This is a genomic window from Erythrobacter sp. BLCC-B19 (assembly GCF_028621955.1).
GTDB lineage: Bacteria > Pseudomonadota > Alphaproteobacteria > Sphingomonadales > Sphingomonadaceae > Erythrobacter.
Genome location: NZ_CP117516.1, coordinates 3237731 through 3253642 on the forward strand (window position 1 = coordinate 3237731; position 15912 = coordinate 3253642).

At 66.4% G+C, this 15912-nt stretch carries 16 protein-coding genes; 5 read left to right on the forward strand and 11 right to left on the reverse strand.

Going from position 1 to position 15912, the window contains the following annotated elements; genetic code table 11:
* Position 1: 1 nt before the first annotated feature.
* The 5 genes from gorA to pgi all read right to left on the reverse strand — a co-directional run bounded on the left by gorA (position 2) and on the right by pgi (position 5987).
* Positions 2-1354: a glutathione-disulfide reductase gene (gorA, locus tag PS060_RS15235; RefSeq protein WP_273984346.1), complete on the reverse strand. Its 1353-nt coding sequence runs from the start codon at positions 1352-1354 to the stop codon at positions 2-4.
* A gap of 124 nt (positions 1355-1478) precedes the next feature.
* Complete coding sequence (locus tag PS060_RS15240; protein WP_273984348.1) at positions 1479-3050, reverse strand: DEAD/DEAH box helicase; 1572 nt, start codon at positions 3048-3050, stop codon at positions 1479-1481.
* 247 nt (positions 3051-3297) lie between these two features.
* Positions 3298-3720 (reverse strand): hypothetical protein, encoded by a 423-nt coding sequence (locus tag PS060_RS15245; protein WP_273984349.1) that lies wholly within the window; start codon positions 3718-3720, stop codon positions 3298-3300.
* Positions 3721-3784: 64 nt separating this feature from the next.
* Positions 3785-4183: a hypothetical protein gene (locus PS060_RS15250; protein ID WP_273984350.1), complete on the reverse strand. Its 399-nt coding sequence runs from the start codon at positions 4181-4183 to the stop codon at positions 3785-3787.
* 256 nt (positions 4184-4439) lie between these two features.
* Positions 4440-5987 carry a glucose-6-phosphate isomerase gene (gene pgi, locus PS060_RS15255; protein WP_273984352.1) on the reverse strand — a complete coding sequence of 516 codons (1548 nt, stop codon included), beginning with the start codon at positions 5985-5987 and terminating at the stop codon, positions 4440-4442.
* A gap of 49 nt (positions 5988-6036) precedes the next feature.
* Here pgi and lepB point away from each other — a divergent pair, with 49 nt between their 5' ends.
* The 4 genes from lepB to PS060_RS15275 all read left to right on the forward strand — a co-directional run bounded on the left by lepB (position 6037) and on the right by PS060_RS15275 (position 9069).
* A complete protein-coding gene (gene lepB / locus PS060_RS15260; protein WP_273984353.1) occupies positions 6037-6870 on the forward strand; it encodes a signal peptidase I in 834 nt (277 codons plus the stop codon).
* On the forward strand, positions 6825-7556 hold the full coding sequence (gene rnc, locus PS060_RS15265; RefSeq protein WP_443112387.1) for a ribonuclease III: 732 nt from the start codon (positions 6825-6827) through the stop codon (positions 7554-7556). The genes lepB and rnc overlap by 46 nt, the downstream gene beginning before the upstream one ends.
* A gap of 149 nt (positions 7557-7705) precedes the next feature.
* Positions 7706-8626, forward strand: coding sequence for a GTPase Era (era, locus tag PS060_RS15270; RefSeq protein WP_273984356.1), 921 nt, complete (start codon positions 7706-7708; stop codon positions 8624-8626).
* Positions 8626-9069 (forward strand): SMI1/KNR4 family protein, encoded by a 444-nt coding sequence (locus PS060_RS15275; protein WP_273984357.1) that lies wholly within the window; start codon positions 8626-8628, stop codon positions 9067-9069. The genes era and PS060_RS15275 overlap by 1 nt, the downstream gene beginning before the upstream one ends.
* A 37-nt stretch (positions 9070-9106) precedes the next feature.
* On the opposite strand, the gene PS060_RS15280 is transcribed toward PS060_RS15275, so the two are convergent.
* The 6 genes from PS060_RS15280 to plsY all read right to left on the reverse strand — a co-directional run bounded on the left by PS060_RS15280 (position 9107) and on the right by plsY (position 14931).
* A complete protein-coding gene (locus tag PS060_RS15280; RefSeq protein WP_273984358.1) occupies positions 9107-9418 on the reverse strand; it encodes a GIY-YIG nuclease family protein in 312 nt (103 codons plus the stop codon).
* Positions 9419-9492: 74 nt separating this feature from the next.
* Positions 9493-10128, reverse strand: a complete 636-nt coding sequence (locus PS060_RS15285) for a response regulator (protein WP_273984359.1) — start codon at positions 10126-10128, stop codon at positions 9493-9495.
* A 1-nt stretch (position 10129) separates the two neighbouring features.
* Complete coding sequence (locus PS060_RS15290) at positions 10130-10417, reverse strand: hypothetical protein (protein WP_273984361.1); 288 nt, start codon at positions 10415-10417, stop codon at positions 10130-10132.
* Between the two features lie 99 nt (positions 10418-10516).
* Positions 10517-13111: a type I DNA topoisomerase gene (gene topA, locus PS060_RS15295; RefSeq protein WP_273984362.1), complete on the reverse strand. Its 2595-nt coding sequence runs from the start codon at positions 13109-13111 to the stop codon at positions 10517-10519.
* A 79-nt stretch (positions 13112-13190) separates the two neighbouring features.
* Positions 13191-14327, reverse strand: coding sequence for a DNA-processing protein DprA (gene dprA / locus PS060_RS15300; RefSeq protein ID WP_273984363.1), 1137 nt, complete (start codon positions 14325-14327; stop codon positions 13191-13193).
* Positions 14328-14343: 16 nt separating this feature from the next.
* Positions 14344-14931: a glycerol-3-phosphate 1-O-acyltransferase PlsY gene (gene plsY / locus PS060_RS15305; protein ID WP_273984365.1), complete on the reverse strand. Its 588-nt coding sequence runs from the start codon at positions 14929-14931 to the stop codon at positions 14344-14346.
* Between the two features lie 111 nt (positions 14932-15042).
* Here plsY and murI point away from each other — a divergent pair, with 111 nt between their 5' ends.
* On the forward strand, positions 15043-15837 hold the full coding sequence (gene murI, locus PS060_RS15310) for a glutamate racemase (RefSeq protein WP_273984367.1): 795 nt from the start codon (positions 15043-15045) through the stop codon (positions 15835-15837).
* Positions 15838-15912 lie beyond the last annotated feature (75 nt).

The following is a 15912-nucleotide window of genomic DNA, read 5'->3' on the forward strand; positions in this document are numbered from 1 at the left end:
CTTATTTGAAGAGCACCAGCTCCTCGGCCATGGTCGGGTGGATCGCGACCGTCGCATCGAAATCGGCCTTGGTCAGCCCGGCCTTCACCGCAATCGCGGCGGCCTGCATGATCTCGGGCGAATCCGGGCCGATCATGTGGATGCCGACGATCCGGTCGTTCGCTGCATCGACGATCATCTTGTAGAGGCTGCGCTCGTTGCGCCCGGCCACCACGTTCTTCATCGGACGGAAATCGGCCTGATAGACCTTGATGTTGCCGAGTTGGTTGCGCGCCTCGCCCTCGGTCATCCCCACAGCGGCAATCGGCGGGTGGCTGAAAACCGCGCTCGGCACGCAGGAATGATCGACAGCATAGGGCTCGCCCGGGCCGAACACGGAATCGGCGAAAGCCTGGCCCTCGCGGATCGCCACCGGGGTAAGCTGCACCCGGTCGGTCACGTCGCCAACGGCGTAGATATAGGGGACATTGGTGCGGCTGAAGGCATCGACGATGATCTCGCCCTTCTTGCCCACGTCCACCCCGACCGTTTCCAGCCCCAGCCCTTCGATGTTCGGCACCCGGCCCGTGGCGACCATCACCGCGTCATATTCGCAAGGCTCCTGCCCGGTCAGCTTGACCAGCAGCGTGCCGTCCGCCTGCTTTTCGATGCTCTCGAACTCGGCATGGAACAGGAAGGCGATGCCCTTGACCATCGAGATCTGGAGCAGCCGGTCACGCAGCGCCGCATCATAGCTGCGCAGGATCGTGTCCGAGCGGTTGGCGATCGTCACCTTGCTGCCGAATTCGTTGAAGATCCCGGCGAACTCGTTGGCGATATAGCCCCCGCCTGCAATCAGGATGCGGCGCGGCAGTTCATCGAGATGGAACGCCTCGTTCGACGTGATGACGTGTTCGCTGCCGGGAAACTCGGGCACCAGCGGGCGGGCGCCGGTGGCGATCAGGATATGCGCAGCGGTGATCACCTTGCCGCTCGCCAGCGTCACCTGATGATCGCCGGTGATCGTCGCGCGCTCGTTGAACACGGTGACGTTGTGATTGCCGAGCGTCTGGCCATACAGCCCCTCGAGCCGCGTCACATCGGTCTGCACGGCATCGCGCAGGGAGCGCCAGTCGAAGCTCTTGCCCGTGATCGTCCAGCCAAAGCTCTTGGCGTCCTCCAGATCCTCGGCAAAATGCGCGCCGTAGACGAGCATCTTCTTGGGGACGCAGCCGCGGATCACGCAGGTGCCGCCGACGCGGTATTCCTCGGCGACTGCCACCCGTGCGCCGTGCGCGGCGGCAACGCGGCTCGCGCGCACCCCGCCCGATCCTGCGCCGATGGTGAAAAGGTCGTAATCATATTCGTCGGCCACGGCGCAAATCCTCAAATCGGTGGGTGCGCGATATGGCCCATCAGGGACGGAATTCCAATGGCAAGGCGCACGCCAGCGACGGCGGGTTCGCTGCGCCTTGCCATCAGGTTACGCAGTGGCCGCGTCAGCCCTGCGCCGCGCGGGGACGGCCACCGCCGCCGCCGCCCGGACGACCACGCCCACGCCCGCGGCCCTGTCCGCCGCCGCCGCCGTTTCCGCCATTGCCGTGACCCTGCCCTTGCGGGCGACCCTGTCCGCCGCGGTGCTGGCCGCTGGCATTGCCGCCATGCGCGGGCTTGCCACCCTGCGGCGCACGGCGATCACCTTGCGGACGCCGATCGCCCCGATGCTCGCCACCCTGCGAAGCGCCCGCTGCCCGGCGCTGATCGCCCTGCTGGGGACGACGCTCGCCCCGGTGCTCGCCCCGGTGCTCGCCATCCTGACGGCGTTCGCCCTGAGGCTTGCGCTGGCCAAGCGGGCGCGCCTGCACGCGCTTCATCGGCTGACGCGGCGCGGGCTTCTCCGGCCCCTCGCCTTCCACCACCGCGCGGAAATTGTCGGGAAGCGGCAGGCGCTCCAGCTCAGCGCCGGTCACCTTGCGGATGTCCTTGAGGTAAGCGCGTTCGTCCTCGGCACAGAAGGCAATCGCGATGCCATCGCGGCCCGCCCGCGCGGTGCGCCCGATGCGGTGGACATATTGCTCGGGCACGTTGGGCAGCTCGTAATTGATCACGTGGCTCACCCCCGGAATGTCGATCCCGCGCGCGGCCACATCGGTCGCAATCAGGATCGGCACACGGGCCTTGCGGAACTCGTCCAGAGCGCGCTGGCGCTGGGGCTGCGACTTGTTGCCGTGGATCGCGTTGGCCTCGATCCCGGCGTGGGCGAGCTTCTTCACCACGCGGTCCGCGCCGTGCTTGGTGCGGGTGAAGATCAGGATGCGTTCAAAATCGCCCGGCACCTGATGGCGGCGCTGGAGGATCATCTGGAGCAAGGACAGCTTCTCGTCCTGCTGCACCATGAAAAGATACTGGTCGATGCGCTCCGCCGTGGTGCTCTCGGGCGTTACCGAGACCTGCACGGGGTTGTTGCAATAGCCGCTCACCAGCTCCTTGATCGCCTTGGGCATGGTCGCGCTGAAGAACAGCGTCTGGCGATCCTTGGGGGCGAGTTCGCGGATCTTGCGCAGCGCGTGGATGAAGCCGAGGTCGAGCATCTGGTCCGCCTCGTCGAGCACCAGCACTTCGATGCCGTTGAGGTTGAACGCCTTCTGGTCGATCAGATCGAGCAGACGGCCTGGGGTCGCCACCAGAATGTCGGTGCCGCGGTGAAGCTTGTTGCGATCCTTGCCGACGCTCGTGCCGCCGACGATGCATTGCACCTTGAGGCCGGCAAGCGCGCCATAATCCTTGGCGCTGTCGGCGATCTGCACCGCGAGTTCGCGCGTCGGGGCGAGCACCAGCATCCGGCAGGACTTGAACGGAATCGGCCTGTCCGCCTCGCGCAGACGGTCGATCGAGGGGAGCATGAAGGCCGCCGTCTTGCCGGTGCCGGTCTGCGCGATGCCGAGCAGGTCGCGGCCCTTCAACACGGGGGGGATGGCCTGTTCCTGGATCGGGGTCGGCGTCGAATAGCCCTTCATGTCAAGGGCTTGGAGCACGGGCTGCGACAGCCCGAGGTCAGCGAAAGTCGTCATGGTAATTGTACTCGCAAATATGCTGCGACGCGCGCTGGGCTGCCCTGCCGCAATGCGGTCACAGGCACGCCACGCGCGGCGCGGGGGTTGAAACCGCCCGCGTGAAAAGGGAAGTCTTGGGGGTAGAACCGAGGCGCGGCCGGGGCGGATGCTTTCAGAATTCCGCCGCTTCACGCATGGCTAGCGCGCTTCGATGGCGGCCATATGGCGCCTCGGTGCCTGAATGTCAAAGGATAAGGGTCTGGCCCTAAAGGTTGGGCTGGAAGAAGGATGCGACCTCAACCTTGCCCTCATAGGCGCCGGCCACCGGATTGCCCGCCGAGTCACGGGCAGGTTCGAAGGCGAAGGCGCGCGAGAAGGCGCGGCACAGATCACGTTCGGTCACCAGCAGCCGGAAATCCCGCGAGAAGCTGCAACCGGTCACCTTGCCATCGGTGTCGACCGTGAGGGTGTAGCCCAGCACTTGCGAGAACATCCCGGCCTGAATGAGCCGGCGATAGAGCCGTTCGTAATTGATTTCGGTCAGCCGCGGTGCCGGAGAGGCATCGCTGACAAGCGCCGTGACAGCGCTGAATTCGACAGCGGCGGGGAGCGGTGCCTCAGCAGCAAGAGGAGCGGATGCTGCGACAGCGGCGCAACAGGCGGCGAACTTGAACACGGTCTGAGTCATGTTGTGCCCTTTCCATTCTGCGATCATGGAAACGGCTGAAATACAACATAGTTCCGCCGAAGCGTCAATCCTTCTGGCGGATCTCCAGGAAGTTGAGCCGCCCTTCATAGCTGCCCTCGACCGGCGCGCCGCTGGCGTCCTGCGCGGGTTCGAAGGTGTGGTGCTTCATCAGCACCTCGCACAGCTTGTCATTGACGTAGTTCATCCGGAATTCTTCGGCGAGCTGGCAATCGGTGGGCGTGCCCGAGCTGTCGACTTCGAGGGTATATTCCACCTCGCTGCGCCACACGCGCAAACGCGACGCGCTCTTGAGGAATTCGCGCTCGCCATCGAAGGACACCAGCCGCACCGGCTTGACCCCCGGCTGCGCCGCCCCCTCGTTCGCGGCCTCTTCCTGCGCCTGCACCGGGACGCAGACCGCACCGAGGGTTGCGACGAGAGAAAGAATGAAAGCGCGCTTCATGGGGCTGCCTTGCTGTTCGTGAAGGGGGATCGGCACCGCTTGGCGGCCCCGGTTGTCTTCAAGAATACGCAATTGCCAGGCCTGCGCAATTCTTCCGCGACGAGCCGTGCAAATCGGTTGAATCTTGCTGCGACGCACAATGCTTCAGCAATTTTGCTGCTGGCCGATGAATTTTTGCAAGACTTGGCCGAAACAACGCAACGCGCCCGCGCAATGCCGTGCCGCGGCTGTGGCAAATCGGTACCAGCGGGGCGGTTCAGCCCAGCCCGGCGACCTGCATCAGCGCGCGGGTGCTGGCATCGAAGCTGCCTTCACCGCTCTCGATCTGCTTGGCGATCGCCTTGCCCAGCTCCACCCCGAACTGGTCGAAGGGGTTGATCCCCATCAGCACGGCATTGGCGTAGGTGCGGTGTTCGTGGAACGCGATCAGCGCGCCCAGCGCCGCTGCGTCGCAATCATCGACGAGGAAGGTGGTCGAAGGCCGGTCGCCGGCATAGGCGCGCGCAGGATCGTCGGACGGCTTGCCCGCCATCAGCGCGGCACCTTGCGCCAGGCAGTTCATCAGCAGGATGCGGTGATGCGCCGGGTCGAGATCATCGCCCGGCGCGATGCTGGCGATGAAATCGACCGGGATCAGGTGCGTGCCCTGATGGAGCAGCTGGAACACCGCGTGCTGCGCGTCCGTCCCCACCCCGCCCCAGGTGATCGCAGCCGTCGGCCCGTCAACCGCAGCGCCGCTGGCGGTCACGCTCTTGCCGTTCGATTCCATTTCGAGCTGCTGGAGATAGTCGGGCAGCATCGCAAGGCGCTCGTCATAGGCGAAAACCGCGCGGGTCTGGCAGCCGCGCAGGCGCGTGTAATACTGGTCGCAGAAGGCGGCGAGAAGCGGGGCATTGGCCCGGCCAGCCTCGGCGCGGAAGTGATCGTCGACCGCCTTGGCGCCTGCCAGCATCTGGCGGAATTCGTCCATGCCGATCGCCAGCGCCACCGGAAAGCCGATGCTCGAAAACAGTGAATAGCGCCCGCCCACGCTCTCCACGAAAGGCAGCACGCGGGTTTCGTCCACACCCCATTCGACCGCCTTTTCGGGCGAAGCGGTAAGCGCGATCACGCGGCCATCGGGATCTTCCACGCCGTTGTCAGCGAGCCATTTCAGCGCGCTGGCGGCATTGGTCATGGTCTCGATGGTGGTGAAGGTCTTGGAGGCAACCGCAATCAGCGTCGTTGCCGGATCGCAGGCGCGGAACGCTTGTTCCAGCGCGAGGCCATCGATGTTCGAGACGACATGGACATCGACCAGCGCCAGATCGCGGGTCAGGGCGTCGATCGCGAGCGCCGGGCCGAGCGCCGATCCGCCGATGCCGATGGCGATGCAATGACGCACTTCGCCCAGCGCGCCTTCATGGATCGCCTCGACCAGCATCCCCATGCGGGCGAGCAGCGCTTCGGCTTCCTCGACCTGCGCGGGCGTTCCGCTGCCGCGCAGCGCGCCGTGGGTGGCAGCGCGGCCCTCGGTCGGGTTGACGATCCCGCCGCCGAACAGAGCCTCGCGCGCCGCATCGAACCCGGCCGCCTCGGCCAGAGCCTCGAAGGCGGTCAGTGCCTCGGGCGAGAGGTGGGTCTTGGAGAAATCGATCAGCATCCCTGCCTGCGCATCGCTGCCCGCCTCGACCGGCCAGGCGATCCGGCGGGTCAGAGCGGCGGGGCGATCGGGGTCGGCAGCGAAGAGTTCCGCCAGCGGGGCGTGCGATAGGCTGCGCACCTGCGCCCAAGCTGCTGCCATTGCCTCGTTCGCCGTCGCCATCACCGTTCCCCTTTGCGCAATTGTGCAGGTGCGAGTAAGGGCAGAGGCGATGGATGTTAAGCCCCAATCGCTCGGGTCGGCGACGCCTGCCGCCCATAGCGCACCGCGCAGCGAGAGCTGGACGGGGTTTGTGTGGTTTATCATCAAGCTGTTGCTGGCCGTGCTGGCTTTCAGGGTATTCGTATTCTCGCCCTTCTCGATCCCGACCGAGAGCATGCTGCCGCGCCTGATGACCGCCGACTATCTGCTGGCGGCCAAGTGGCCCTATGGCATTTCGCGCCATTCGCTTCCGGTCGATCTGCCGCTGCCTGAGGGCCGCCTGTTCCCCCGCACGCCGGAGCGTGGGGACATCGTGATCTTCAAGCACCCGGTCGACGGGGTGGACTACATCAAGCGCGTGATCGGCCTGCCGGGCGACCGTGTGGCGGTGAGCGGCGGGCAGGTGCGGCTCAACGGCGTGCCGATCCCGCGCGCACCGATCGCCGACGTGCTGGTGCCACTATCGCCGAACACGTCCTGCGGCTCTGGCGACCTCGCACGCCGCCCCGATGGCACCGCCGCCTGCCGCTATGCCGCCTTCCGCGAGACCCTGCCCGGCGGGCGCAGCTACACCGTCCTCGACATGGGCCTTACCCCTGCCGATGCCTATGCCGAACAGACCGTGCCGCCCGGCACGCTGTTCGTGATGGGCGACAACCGCGATGCCTCGCTCGACAGCCGCTTCGAGGCGGCGGCGGGGTTCGGCGTCGGTTTTGTCCCGCAAGACCTGCTGGTCGGCCGGGCAGGCGTGATCGTCTGGTCAACCGATGGCAGCGCCGCCTGGGCCCAGCCCTGGACATGGTTCTCCGCAGCCCGGTGGAACCGCATCGGAGACCTGTTGTGAAGGCCAGCCTTGTCCCTGAAACCCGCGTCTGGCTGACCGACCAGGGCTTTGCCCCGGCCCAGGACGCGATCTGGCTGGAGGCGCTCACCCATGGCAGCTTCAACGGCTCGGGCCTTGGCGATGCGGCCGATTACCAGCGGCTCGAATTCCTCGGCGACCGGGTGCTGGGCCTGTCGGTTGCCGCGTGGCTGTTCCGCGCCGGCGACGCGCCCGAGGGGCGGCTCTCGCAGCGCCTCAACGCACTCGTCAGCGGGGCGACCTGTGCGCGGATTGCCCGCACCATCGGCCTGCCGCAGCACATTCGTCTCGGCAAGCAGGCGCGCGACGATGGCGGTGCGGATAGCGACAAGATCCTCGGCGATGTGATGGAAGCGCTGATCGGCGCCTGCTTCATCGAGCATGGCTTCGATGCCGCGCAGACCCTCATCTACCGCCTGTGGGCGCGCGAACTGGAGGGCGATGAGGGCAAGGCCAAGCACCCCAAGAGCGCGCTGCAGGAATGGGCGGCGGGCAACCGCCGCGCGCCGCCGGTCTATGAAGTCACCGCCCGCTCCGGCCCGGATCACGCCGCGCGCTTTACCGTGCAGGTCTCGGTCCGCAATGTCGGCGAGGCCGAGGCCACCGCCACCAGCAAGGGCGAGGCTGAAAGGCTCGCCGCCAAGGCCTTTCTGGAGCGCTTCGGGTAGCGCGTCTGGCCTTGCAGACGCCATGCAGGGACAGCGCGAATTCCCCCGGCACCGCGCGTCAGGAACCTGCAAAGACCCGCGCAAAGCCCGCCAAGGCACGCGATGCGCTGCCCTTCGACAAGTGCCGCCACTTTCGATATGAGCGCCGCATGACAGACACCCCCCACTCCACCCGCTGCGGCGTCGTTGCCGTGCTCGGCGCGCCGAACGCCGGCAAGTCCACCCTCGTCAACGCACTGGTCGGCCAGAAGGTCGCGATCACATCGGCCAAGGCCCAGACCACCCGCGCGCGGATGCTCGGCATTGCGCTGCATGAGCTGGAGGGCGTGCCGACCCAGATGATTCTCGTCGACACCCCCGGCATCTTCGCGCCCCGCCGCCGCCTCGACCGCGCGATGGTGAGCGCCGCGTGGGAGGGCGCCGAGGCGGCGGACGCGGTGCTGCTGATGGTCGATCCGATCAAGCAGCGCCGCCACGAGCTTGAGCCCCTGCTGGAGACGCTCGCGACCCGCCCCGAGCGCAAGATCCTCGTCCTCAACAAGGTCGACCGCGCCAAGAAGGAACCGCTGCTGGTGCTGGCGCAGGAGCTCACCGGCAAGGTCGATTTTGCCGAGGTGTTCTTCATCTCCGCCCTCACCGGAGAAGGCGTTCCCGAACTGAAGGACAACCTCGCCAAGCTGATGCCCGAGGGCGATTGGATGTATCCCGAAGATCAGGTCTCCGACGCCTCGGAACGCCTCCTCGCCGCCGAGATCACCCGCGAACAGCTCTACCAGCAGCTCCACGAGGAACTCCCCTATGACAGCGCGGTGCGGCCCGAGAAATACGAGGTGCGTCCCGATGGCTCCGTCGAAATCCACCAGCAGATCGTCGTCACCCGCGACAACCAGCGTGCGATCGTGCTCGGCAAGGGTGGCTCCAAGATCAAGGCGATCGGCGCGGCAGCACGGGCGGAACTGGCCGAGGTGCTGGGGGTGAAGGTGCACCTCTTCCTGCACGTCAAGGTGCTGGAGAACTGGGCCGAGGACAAGGAAATCTTTGAGGAAATCGGGCTGGACTGGGTGCGGTGATGGCTTCAATTCAAACACTGGTTGCGGGCGCAATTTGCTCCGAGCCTGCATCGGAAGACCAACTACAAGCGATCGAGCGGAGGCTTGGCCTCACATTGCCGCTGCCTTTGCGCACGCTTTACCTTCAGGCCAACGGGTTTCGCGAACCGCTTGGAAACGCTGCCTATCTCCTTTCGCTGGAAGAAATGGCCTCATTTACCGAGTACTTTTGGCGGGATTGGCCGCTCGATGCGCCACAAGGACCTGATTTCTCAGACTACATCGTGTTCGGTTCCTCCGGTGCCGACGAGCATTGGGCCATGCACATCGCCGCCCCTCATCAGGTGATCGGCTACCATCACCACATGGAAGGCACGCCAGAGGAACTCGGAAACGATTTGGGCGCGATCTTCATGCGCGACTTCGCCATCATGCGCGAGTTTGCAGACGGCCAACCTGATTGATCGAATACCGTCACCCCGTGCTTGACACGGGGCTGGGCTAGTTTTGCGAGGCCTCCGGTGCGAACCATTGCTCCCACAGATCGTCCCAGTCAGGATTGTCCGCCTCGATCAGCGAAAACTTCCATTCGCGCCGCCATTTCTTGACCAACTTTTCGCGAGCGATGGCGCCTTCGATGGTGGCGTGGTGCTCGACATAAACCAGCCGCCGCTTGCCAAAGTCGCGGACATGCTGCGAGCCTTCGCCTTCGCGGTGCTGATAGACGCGCCGGATGGGATCAGCGGTTACACCGACATACATGCCGCCCCGATACCGGTTCGCCATGATGTAGAGCCAGCCGCCTTGTTCCATGCGGCTGTTATCGTTGTGAATGTCCGAAAAGAAAAGCCTAGCCCCGTGTCAGGCACGGGGTGACGGAGGATTGACTAACCCCGCCCCAGCTTCTCCAGCTTGGCCTTCAGCGCGGCCTCGTCGAACGGCTTGACGATGTAGTCGTCTGCCCCGGCCGCGATGCCGTCGTGGATGTCCTTGGCCTCGCCGTTCGAGGTGCAGAACACCACCACCGGCTCCTTGGGCGTGGGGATCGCGCGCAGCTTGGTGACGAAGGTGATGCCGTCCATTTCGGGCATATTCCAGTCGGTCAGCACCAGATCGGGCATGGCCTTCTTGCAGCGGGCGAGCGCTTCCTCGCCGTTTTCGGCCTCTACCGGCACATAGCCGAGGCTGATCGCGATCTTGCTCGATACCTTGCGGATCACCCGGCTGTCGTCGACGATCAGGCAGGTGCGCTGCGGCGCGCTTTGCACCTCGCGGCCGGGATAGCGGTCGCGCATCGCCTTGGCGGCGGCGACGATCGCGGCGGTGTCGTCGGCCTCGGACGCGGGCGCGGCAGGGGCACCGGCCGGGCGCGGGGCACCAGCGGCGGCCTCGGCCCGTGCGGCGTCCTGTTCAGCCGCGGCGGCGAGCACCTTCTCGTTCTGCGCGAGCTTTTCGGCGAGGGTCTTGCCCTCCAGCCCGGAGCGACGGTTGGGGCCGGAATTGCGCTTGATCAGGTTCTGCACGTCAACGCCCCCCGCCCGCTGCGGCATAGGCCTGCGCGGCAAAATCATCCGAATAGGGATCGGCCTCCAGCGTGCCGACCACTTCGCCCGGGGTCACGCGGACATGGAGATAGGGCATCCAGACATCGCCGAATTCGGCCTTCTGATACCACACATCAAGCACGTCATAGCTTGCCCACATCCCGTCCGGTTCACGCAGGCGCAGGCCTTCGCCGATGCGCGGCACCGCGGCAAAGCGGATGCGGCTCTGGGTCTGGTGGGTTTCGTTCTGGACTTCGATTTCTATCACGGCGCAGCCCTCGTCTGCCGCCGGTTCTAGGGGGCAAATGCTTTATTTTTTCTCAACGCGAGGGCTTGCGGGAGCGACGTTTCGGGCCGCTCCCGGCGGTCATTCCGAGGCGGCTGCCGGCTTCTTCTTGGCGGGCGCCTTCTTCTTGGCAGGCGCCTTCTTGGCAGCGGCTTTCTTGGGAGCGGCTTTCTTGGGAGCGGCCTTCTTCTTGCCCTTGCCCTTGGCCGGGCCTTTTGCCGCGCGGGCATCGATCAGTTCGGTCGCCATGGCGAGCGTCACGTCTTCAGGCTTCACATCGCGCGGGATCGTGGCGTTGGTGGTGCCGTCGGTGACGTAGGGGCCATAGCGCCCCGGCATGACCTTGATTTCGCCGCCGCTGGTGGGGTGCGGCCCGAGCGTCGCGATCGCTTCGGCCTTGCCCCGGCCTGCGCCCGCGCCGCCGCGATTGGCGGCCTGCGCAAGAATATCGACCGCGCGGTTCATGCCGACCTCGAACACCTCGCGGGTATTGGTCAGCTTGCCATACTTGCCATCGTGGCGCAGGTATGGCCCGTAACGCCCGATATTGGCTTCGATTTCGAGGCCTGTGTCGGGATGCGCGCCGATGATGCGCGGCAGGTCAAGCAGCTTCACCGCCCAGTCGAGATCGAAGTCGTCCAAGTCCTTGGGGATGCTCGCGCGCTTGGCCTCCTTGCCCTCGCCCATCTGCACATAGGGGCCGAAGCGGCCGGACTTGCGGTGGATGTCCTCGCCGGTTTCGGGATGCTGGCCAAGGACGCCGTCCTCGGCCCCGCCCTCACCCTCGCCGCCCGGTTGGGCGAAGCGGCGGGTGTATTTGCACTCGGGGTAATTGGCGCAGGCGACAAAGGCGCCGAAACGCCCGCCCCTGAGCGAAAGCCTGCCATTGGCACGGCCCTCTGTCGCACACATCGGGCAGGCGCGCGGGTCGCTGCCATCCTCGCGCGGGGGGAAGAGGAAATCGGAAAGGTAATCGTCGAGCGCCTCGGTCACTTCCGAGGGCATCTTCTCCATCACCTCGTCGGCCTTGGGCTTGAAGTCCTTCCAGAACCGGGCGAGCAGCGCCTTGTAATCCTCGCGCCCGTCGGAAACGATGTCGAGCTCGTCCTCCATCCCTGCGGTGAAATCATAGGCGACATAGGTGGGGAAGAAGCGTTCGAGGAATGCGGTCAGCAGGCGGCCGGATTCCTCGGCGAAGAAGCGGTTCTTCTCCATGCGGACATAGGCGCGGTCGCGCAGGGTCTGGATGGTCGAGGCATAGGTCGAAGGCCGCCCGATGCCGAGTTCCTCGAGGCGCTTGACCAGCGAGGCTTCGGAAAAGCGCGGCGGCGGCTGGGTGAAGTGCTGGGTGGCATCGACGCCGAGCTTGGCGGGGCAATCGCCCTCACGCATCACCGGCAGCAACCCGCCATCCTCGTCTTCGCTGTCGTCGAAGCCTTCCTGATAGACCGCGAGGAAGCCGGGGAACTTCACCACCTGCCCGCTGGCGCGCAATTCATGTCTGCCGGTCGCGTCGCGGAAGGTGACGGTGGTGCGTTCCAGCTGCGCGGTCGCCATCTGGCTCGCCATCGCGCGCTTGAAGATGAGGTCGTAGAGCTTCGCCTCGTCCCCCGTCCCGGCGCGCTCGCGGGTAAAATCGGTCGGGCGGATGGCTTCGTGGGCTTCCTGCGCGTTCTTCGCCTTGGTGCTGTAGAAGCGCGGCTTTTCCGGCAGATAGGCCGCGTCATAGCGGGCCTTGATCGCATCGCGCAGCGCCATGATGGCACCAGGGTCCATCTGCACGCCATCGGTGCGCATATAGGTGATCGCGCCCGCCTCGTAGAGCGTCTGCGCTAGGCGCATCGTGTGCTGCGCCGAGAAACCCAGCTTGCGCGCCGCCTCCTGCTGCAAGGTCGAGGTGGTGAACGGCGGCGCGGGGTTGCGCTTGACCGGCTTGGTCTCGACGCCTTCGACCGTGAAGCGCCCGGCCTCGACCGCCGCCTTGGCCTCCATCGCGATGCCCTTTTCGCCGAGGCTGAGCTTCTCCAGCTTCACCCCCTTGAACTTGACGAGCCGCGCATCGAAGGCGGTGCCGTCGTGCTGCATATGGGCAACGACGCTCCAATATTCCTCGGCCCGGAAGGCCTCGATCTCGCGCTCGCGCTCGACGATCAGGCGCAGCGCGACCGATTGCACCCGGCCCGCGCTCTTCGCCCCGGGGAGCTTGCGCCACAGCACCGGCGAAAGCGTGAAACCGAACAGATAATCCAATGCGCGGCGGGCGAGGTAGGCGTCGATCAGCGGCTGATCGAGCTCGCGCGGCCGGGCCATCGCCTCGGTCACGGCGGTCTTGGTGATCGCGTTGAAGGTGACGCGCGCCACCTCCTTGGGCAGCGCCTTGCGCTTGGCCAGCAGGTCGCGCACGTGCCAGCTGATCGCCTCGCCCTCGCGGTCAGGGTCGGTCGCCAGCACGAGGCGGGTTGCGCCCTTGGCCGCGTCGGCGATTTCCTTGAAGCGGCTCTGCTTGTCCCGGTAGAGTTCCCACTCCATCGCGAAGTCCTCGTCGGGCTTCACGCTGCCATCCTTGGGCGGCAGATCGCGGACATGGCCATAGGAGGCGAGGACCTTGTAGTCCTTGCCCAGATATTTCTCGATGGTCTTGGCCTTGGCCGGGGATTCGACAATGACAAGCTGCATGATGCTACGGAGGTGTCCCTTACGTGTGTACGCGCGAGGGTGAAGCGGCGCGGCTTGCAGCGTCAAGGGGCTTGTGCGGCTAGATCGCGCGTCGCACCGCCCCGTCGGCCTCGCGCACAAGATCGCCTGCCAGTTCCAACTCGAGCAGCGCCATGTGGACTTCGGCGGCAGCAGCACCGGACTGGCGGATGAGTTCGTCGACCGTGACCGGCGCGTTGGTGAGCAGGCTGGCGATGTCATGGCTGAGGTCGGCGCGGGCCTCGCCCCAGTCGAGCTTGGCCAATTCGGCGTAGTCGAAGCGGCCCGCCCCCTCGCTCACCCGGAAGCGTGACCTTGGCGCGCCGGTGAAGCTTTGCAGCAACTCGATCACATCGTCGGGCGATTGCACCAGCACCGCACCTTCGCGGATCAGCTGATTGCAGCCGAGCGCGCGCGCATCGAGCGGGGATCCGGGGATCGCCATGACCTCGCGCCCCGCCTCGGCCGCCAGCCGTGCGGTGATGAGGCTGCCCGATTGCGGCGCGGCCTCGACCACCAGCGTGCCTGAGGCGAGCCCGGCGATGATCCGGTTGCGGCTGGGGAAATGCCTTCCGCGCGGTTCGGTGCCGGGGGGCTGTTCGGCAATCAGCAGGCCTTGCGCTGCGATGCTTTCCTGCAAGGCGGTGTGCTGCGGAGGGTAGGCAATGTCGATCCCGCTCGCGATCACGCCGATGGTCTGCGGCAAAGCCCCCTCATGCGCCGCGCCGTCGATCCCGCGCGCCAGCCCCGATACGACGGTGAACCCCGCCTCGGCGAGCGCGGCGGCGAAATCGCGGGCGAGCTTGACCGCTGCCGCGCTGGCATTGCGCGCGCCCACCAGCGCGACGCACGGCGCGCTCGCGAGCGCGAGATGCCCGCGGCAGGTCACGATCGGCGGAGCGGAATCGAGTTCGGCGAGCAAGGCGGGGTAATCGGGCTGATCGTGGAACAGGTAGCGCGCGCCTGCCGCGCGCACCGCCATCACCTCGCGCTCGATGCTGTCGGCGCTGGCGGGGCGATAGGGCCCCCGCCCCCGGCTCGCCAGATCGGGCAGCGCATCGAGCGCTGCGCCTGCGCTGCCAAAGCGCGCGATCAGCTGGCGATAGGAAATCGGCCCGATATTGGGCGAGCGCAACAGGCGGATGCGCGCGAAGGCCTCTTGTTGCGAGAGCGTTGGCTGCGACCCCGTGCTCTCCATCAGATGCGCGCCCCTATCACGGCTTGCTTGAGGAACCGACCTTCGGCTCCTCCCCCCGCATCAGCCGGCCGATATTGGCGCGGTGCTGGATCACGACGATGGCGGCAATGGCGATCAGCGGCGGGATCACGTGGGCATAGCCCAGCCCCCAGGCCACCACCGGTGCAGCGATCACGCTCACCAGCGAGGACACGGAGGAAATGCGACTGAGAAACAGCGTCAGCCCCCAGATCGCCGCGCAGGCGAGCATCGCGGGCCAGGCCAGCGCGCCAAGCGCTCCGGCGGCGCTGGCAAAGCCCTTGCCACCCTTGAACTTGAGCCAGGGGGTGAAGCAATGCCCGGCCACCGCTGCGACCGCCGCAATGCCCTCGGTACCGGGCCAGACCGCCCGCGCCACCAGCACCGGGATCACCGCCTTTGCCGCATCGAGCAGCACGGTCGCCGCCGCCAGCCCCTTGTTGCCGGTGCGCAGCACATTGGTCGCCCCGATGCTGCCGCTGCCGATGTTGCGCACATCCCCCAGCCCTGCCGCGCGGGTAAGGATCAGGCCAAAGGGGATCGAGCCGAGCACAAAGCCCAATGTGGCGGCGAAAACCGAATCCAAAGCAACCCTCCGTTCGCCCTGAGCTTGTCGAAGGGCTGCACTTCTTCTAGCGCAACTTCTGCAAGAAAAAACGGCCCTTCGACAAGCTCAGGGCGAACGGATTTGAGAGCCTTGGACAAATCCTCCCCTATCCTGCTGTTCGATTCCGGCGTGGGCGGGCTGACCGTCTATGACGCGCTGCGCAAGGTGCTGCCGGACGCGCCCGTCATCTACGCCGCCGACCTTGCAGGCCTGCCCTACGGCACCAAGACCGAGGCGCAGATCGCCGCGCGGGTGGCGGGGCTGCTGGGGCGGATGGCGGAGCGGTATCAGCCGCGCCTTGCCTGCATCGCCTGCAACACCGCCTCGACCATCGCCTTGGGCATGGTGCGCGATGTGCTCGAGATTCCGGTGGTGGGCACCGTCCCCGCGATCAAGCCTGCCGCTGCCCTCACGCAGACCGGCACGATCGGCCTTGTCGGCACCGAGGCGACCATTCGCCAGCGATATGTCGACGATCTCGAACGCGATTTCGCCAGCGGCAAGCGCCTGCTGCGCATCGCTGCCCCGGCGCTTGTGGGCGCTGCCGAGGCGAAGCTGCGCAGGCGCCCGGTCGATCCGGCGGTGATCGCCGATGTGCGGACAAGGCTCGAAGCGATGCCGGGGGGCGAGACCATCGACACGCTGGTGCTCGCCTGCACGCACTTCCCGCTGCTGGCCGAGGAACTCGCCGCTGCCTTCGGGCCGGATGTGCGCCAGGTCGACGGTGCGGCAGGCATTGCGCGGCGGATCGCGCACCTGCTCGATGGGCAGAGCTTTGCCCCGCAAGGCACCAATCGCTTCGTGGTCACCGGGCCGCTGGCGGGGGCTGCCGGGCTTGAACCGGCTCTGGCCGCGCGTGGGTTCGGGCCGGCCGAGGCGTTCTGAAAACCGCACGATGCCTTGCGAAACACTCGCAAAGATCGCTGTGGCAAAAGCACCGCCTCCGCCCTAAATACCGGC

Excerpts from the sequence above, each read along its gene's own strand:
- PS060_RS15240 (WP_273984348.1), bottom strand. The coding sequence starts at position 3,050 with ATGACGACTTTCGCTGACCTCGGGCTGTCGCAGCCCGTGCTCCAAGCC.
- PS060_RS15245 (WP_273984349.1), bottom strand. The coding sequence starts at position 3,720 with ATGACTCAGACCGTGTTCAAGTTCGCCGCCTGTTGCGCCGCTGTCGCA.
- PS060_RS15250 (WP_273984350.1), bottom strand. The coding sequence starts at position 4,183 with ATGAAGCGCGCTTTCATTCTTTCTCTCGTCGCAACCCTCGGTGCGGTC.
- pgi (WP_273984352.1), bottom strand. The coding sequence starts at position 5,987 with ATGGCGACGGCGAACGAGGCAATGGCAGCAGCTTGGGCGCAGGTGCGC.
- lepB (WP_273984353.1), top strand. The coding sequence starts at position 6,037 with ATGGATGTTAAGCCCCAATCGCTCGGGTCGGCGACGCCTGCCGCCCAT.
- rnc (WP_443112387.1), top strand. The coding sequence starts at position 6,825 with ATGGTTCTCCGCAGCCCGGTGGAACCGCATCGGAGACCTGTTGTGAAG.
- era (WP_273984356.1), top strand. The coding sequence starts at position 7,706 with ATGACAGACACCCCCCACTCCACCCGCTGCGGCGTCGTTGCCGTGCTC.
- PS060_RS15275 (WP_273984357.1), top strand. The coding sequence starts at position 8,626 with ATGGCTTCAATTCAAACACTGGTTGCGGGCGCAATTTGCTCCGAGCCT.
- PS060_RS15280 (WP_273984358.1), bottom strand. The coding sequence starts at position 9,418 with ATGGAACAAGGCGGCTGGCTCTACATCATGGCGAACCGGTATCGGGGC.
- topA (WP_273984362.1), bottom strand. The coding sequence starts at position 13,111 with ATGCAGCTTGTCATTGTCGAATCCCCGGCCAAGGCCAAGACCATCGAG.
- dprA (WP_273984363.1), bottom strand. The coding sequence starts at position 14,327 with ATGGAGAGCACGGGGTCGCAGCCAACGCTCTCGCAACAAGAGGCCTTC.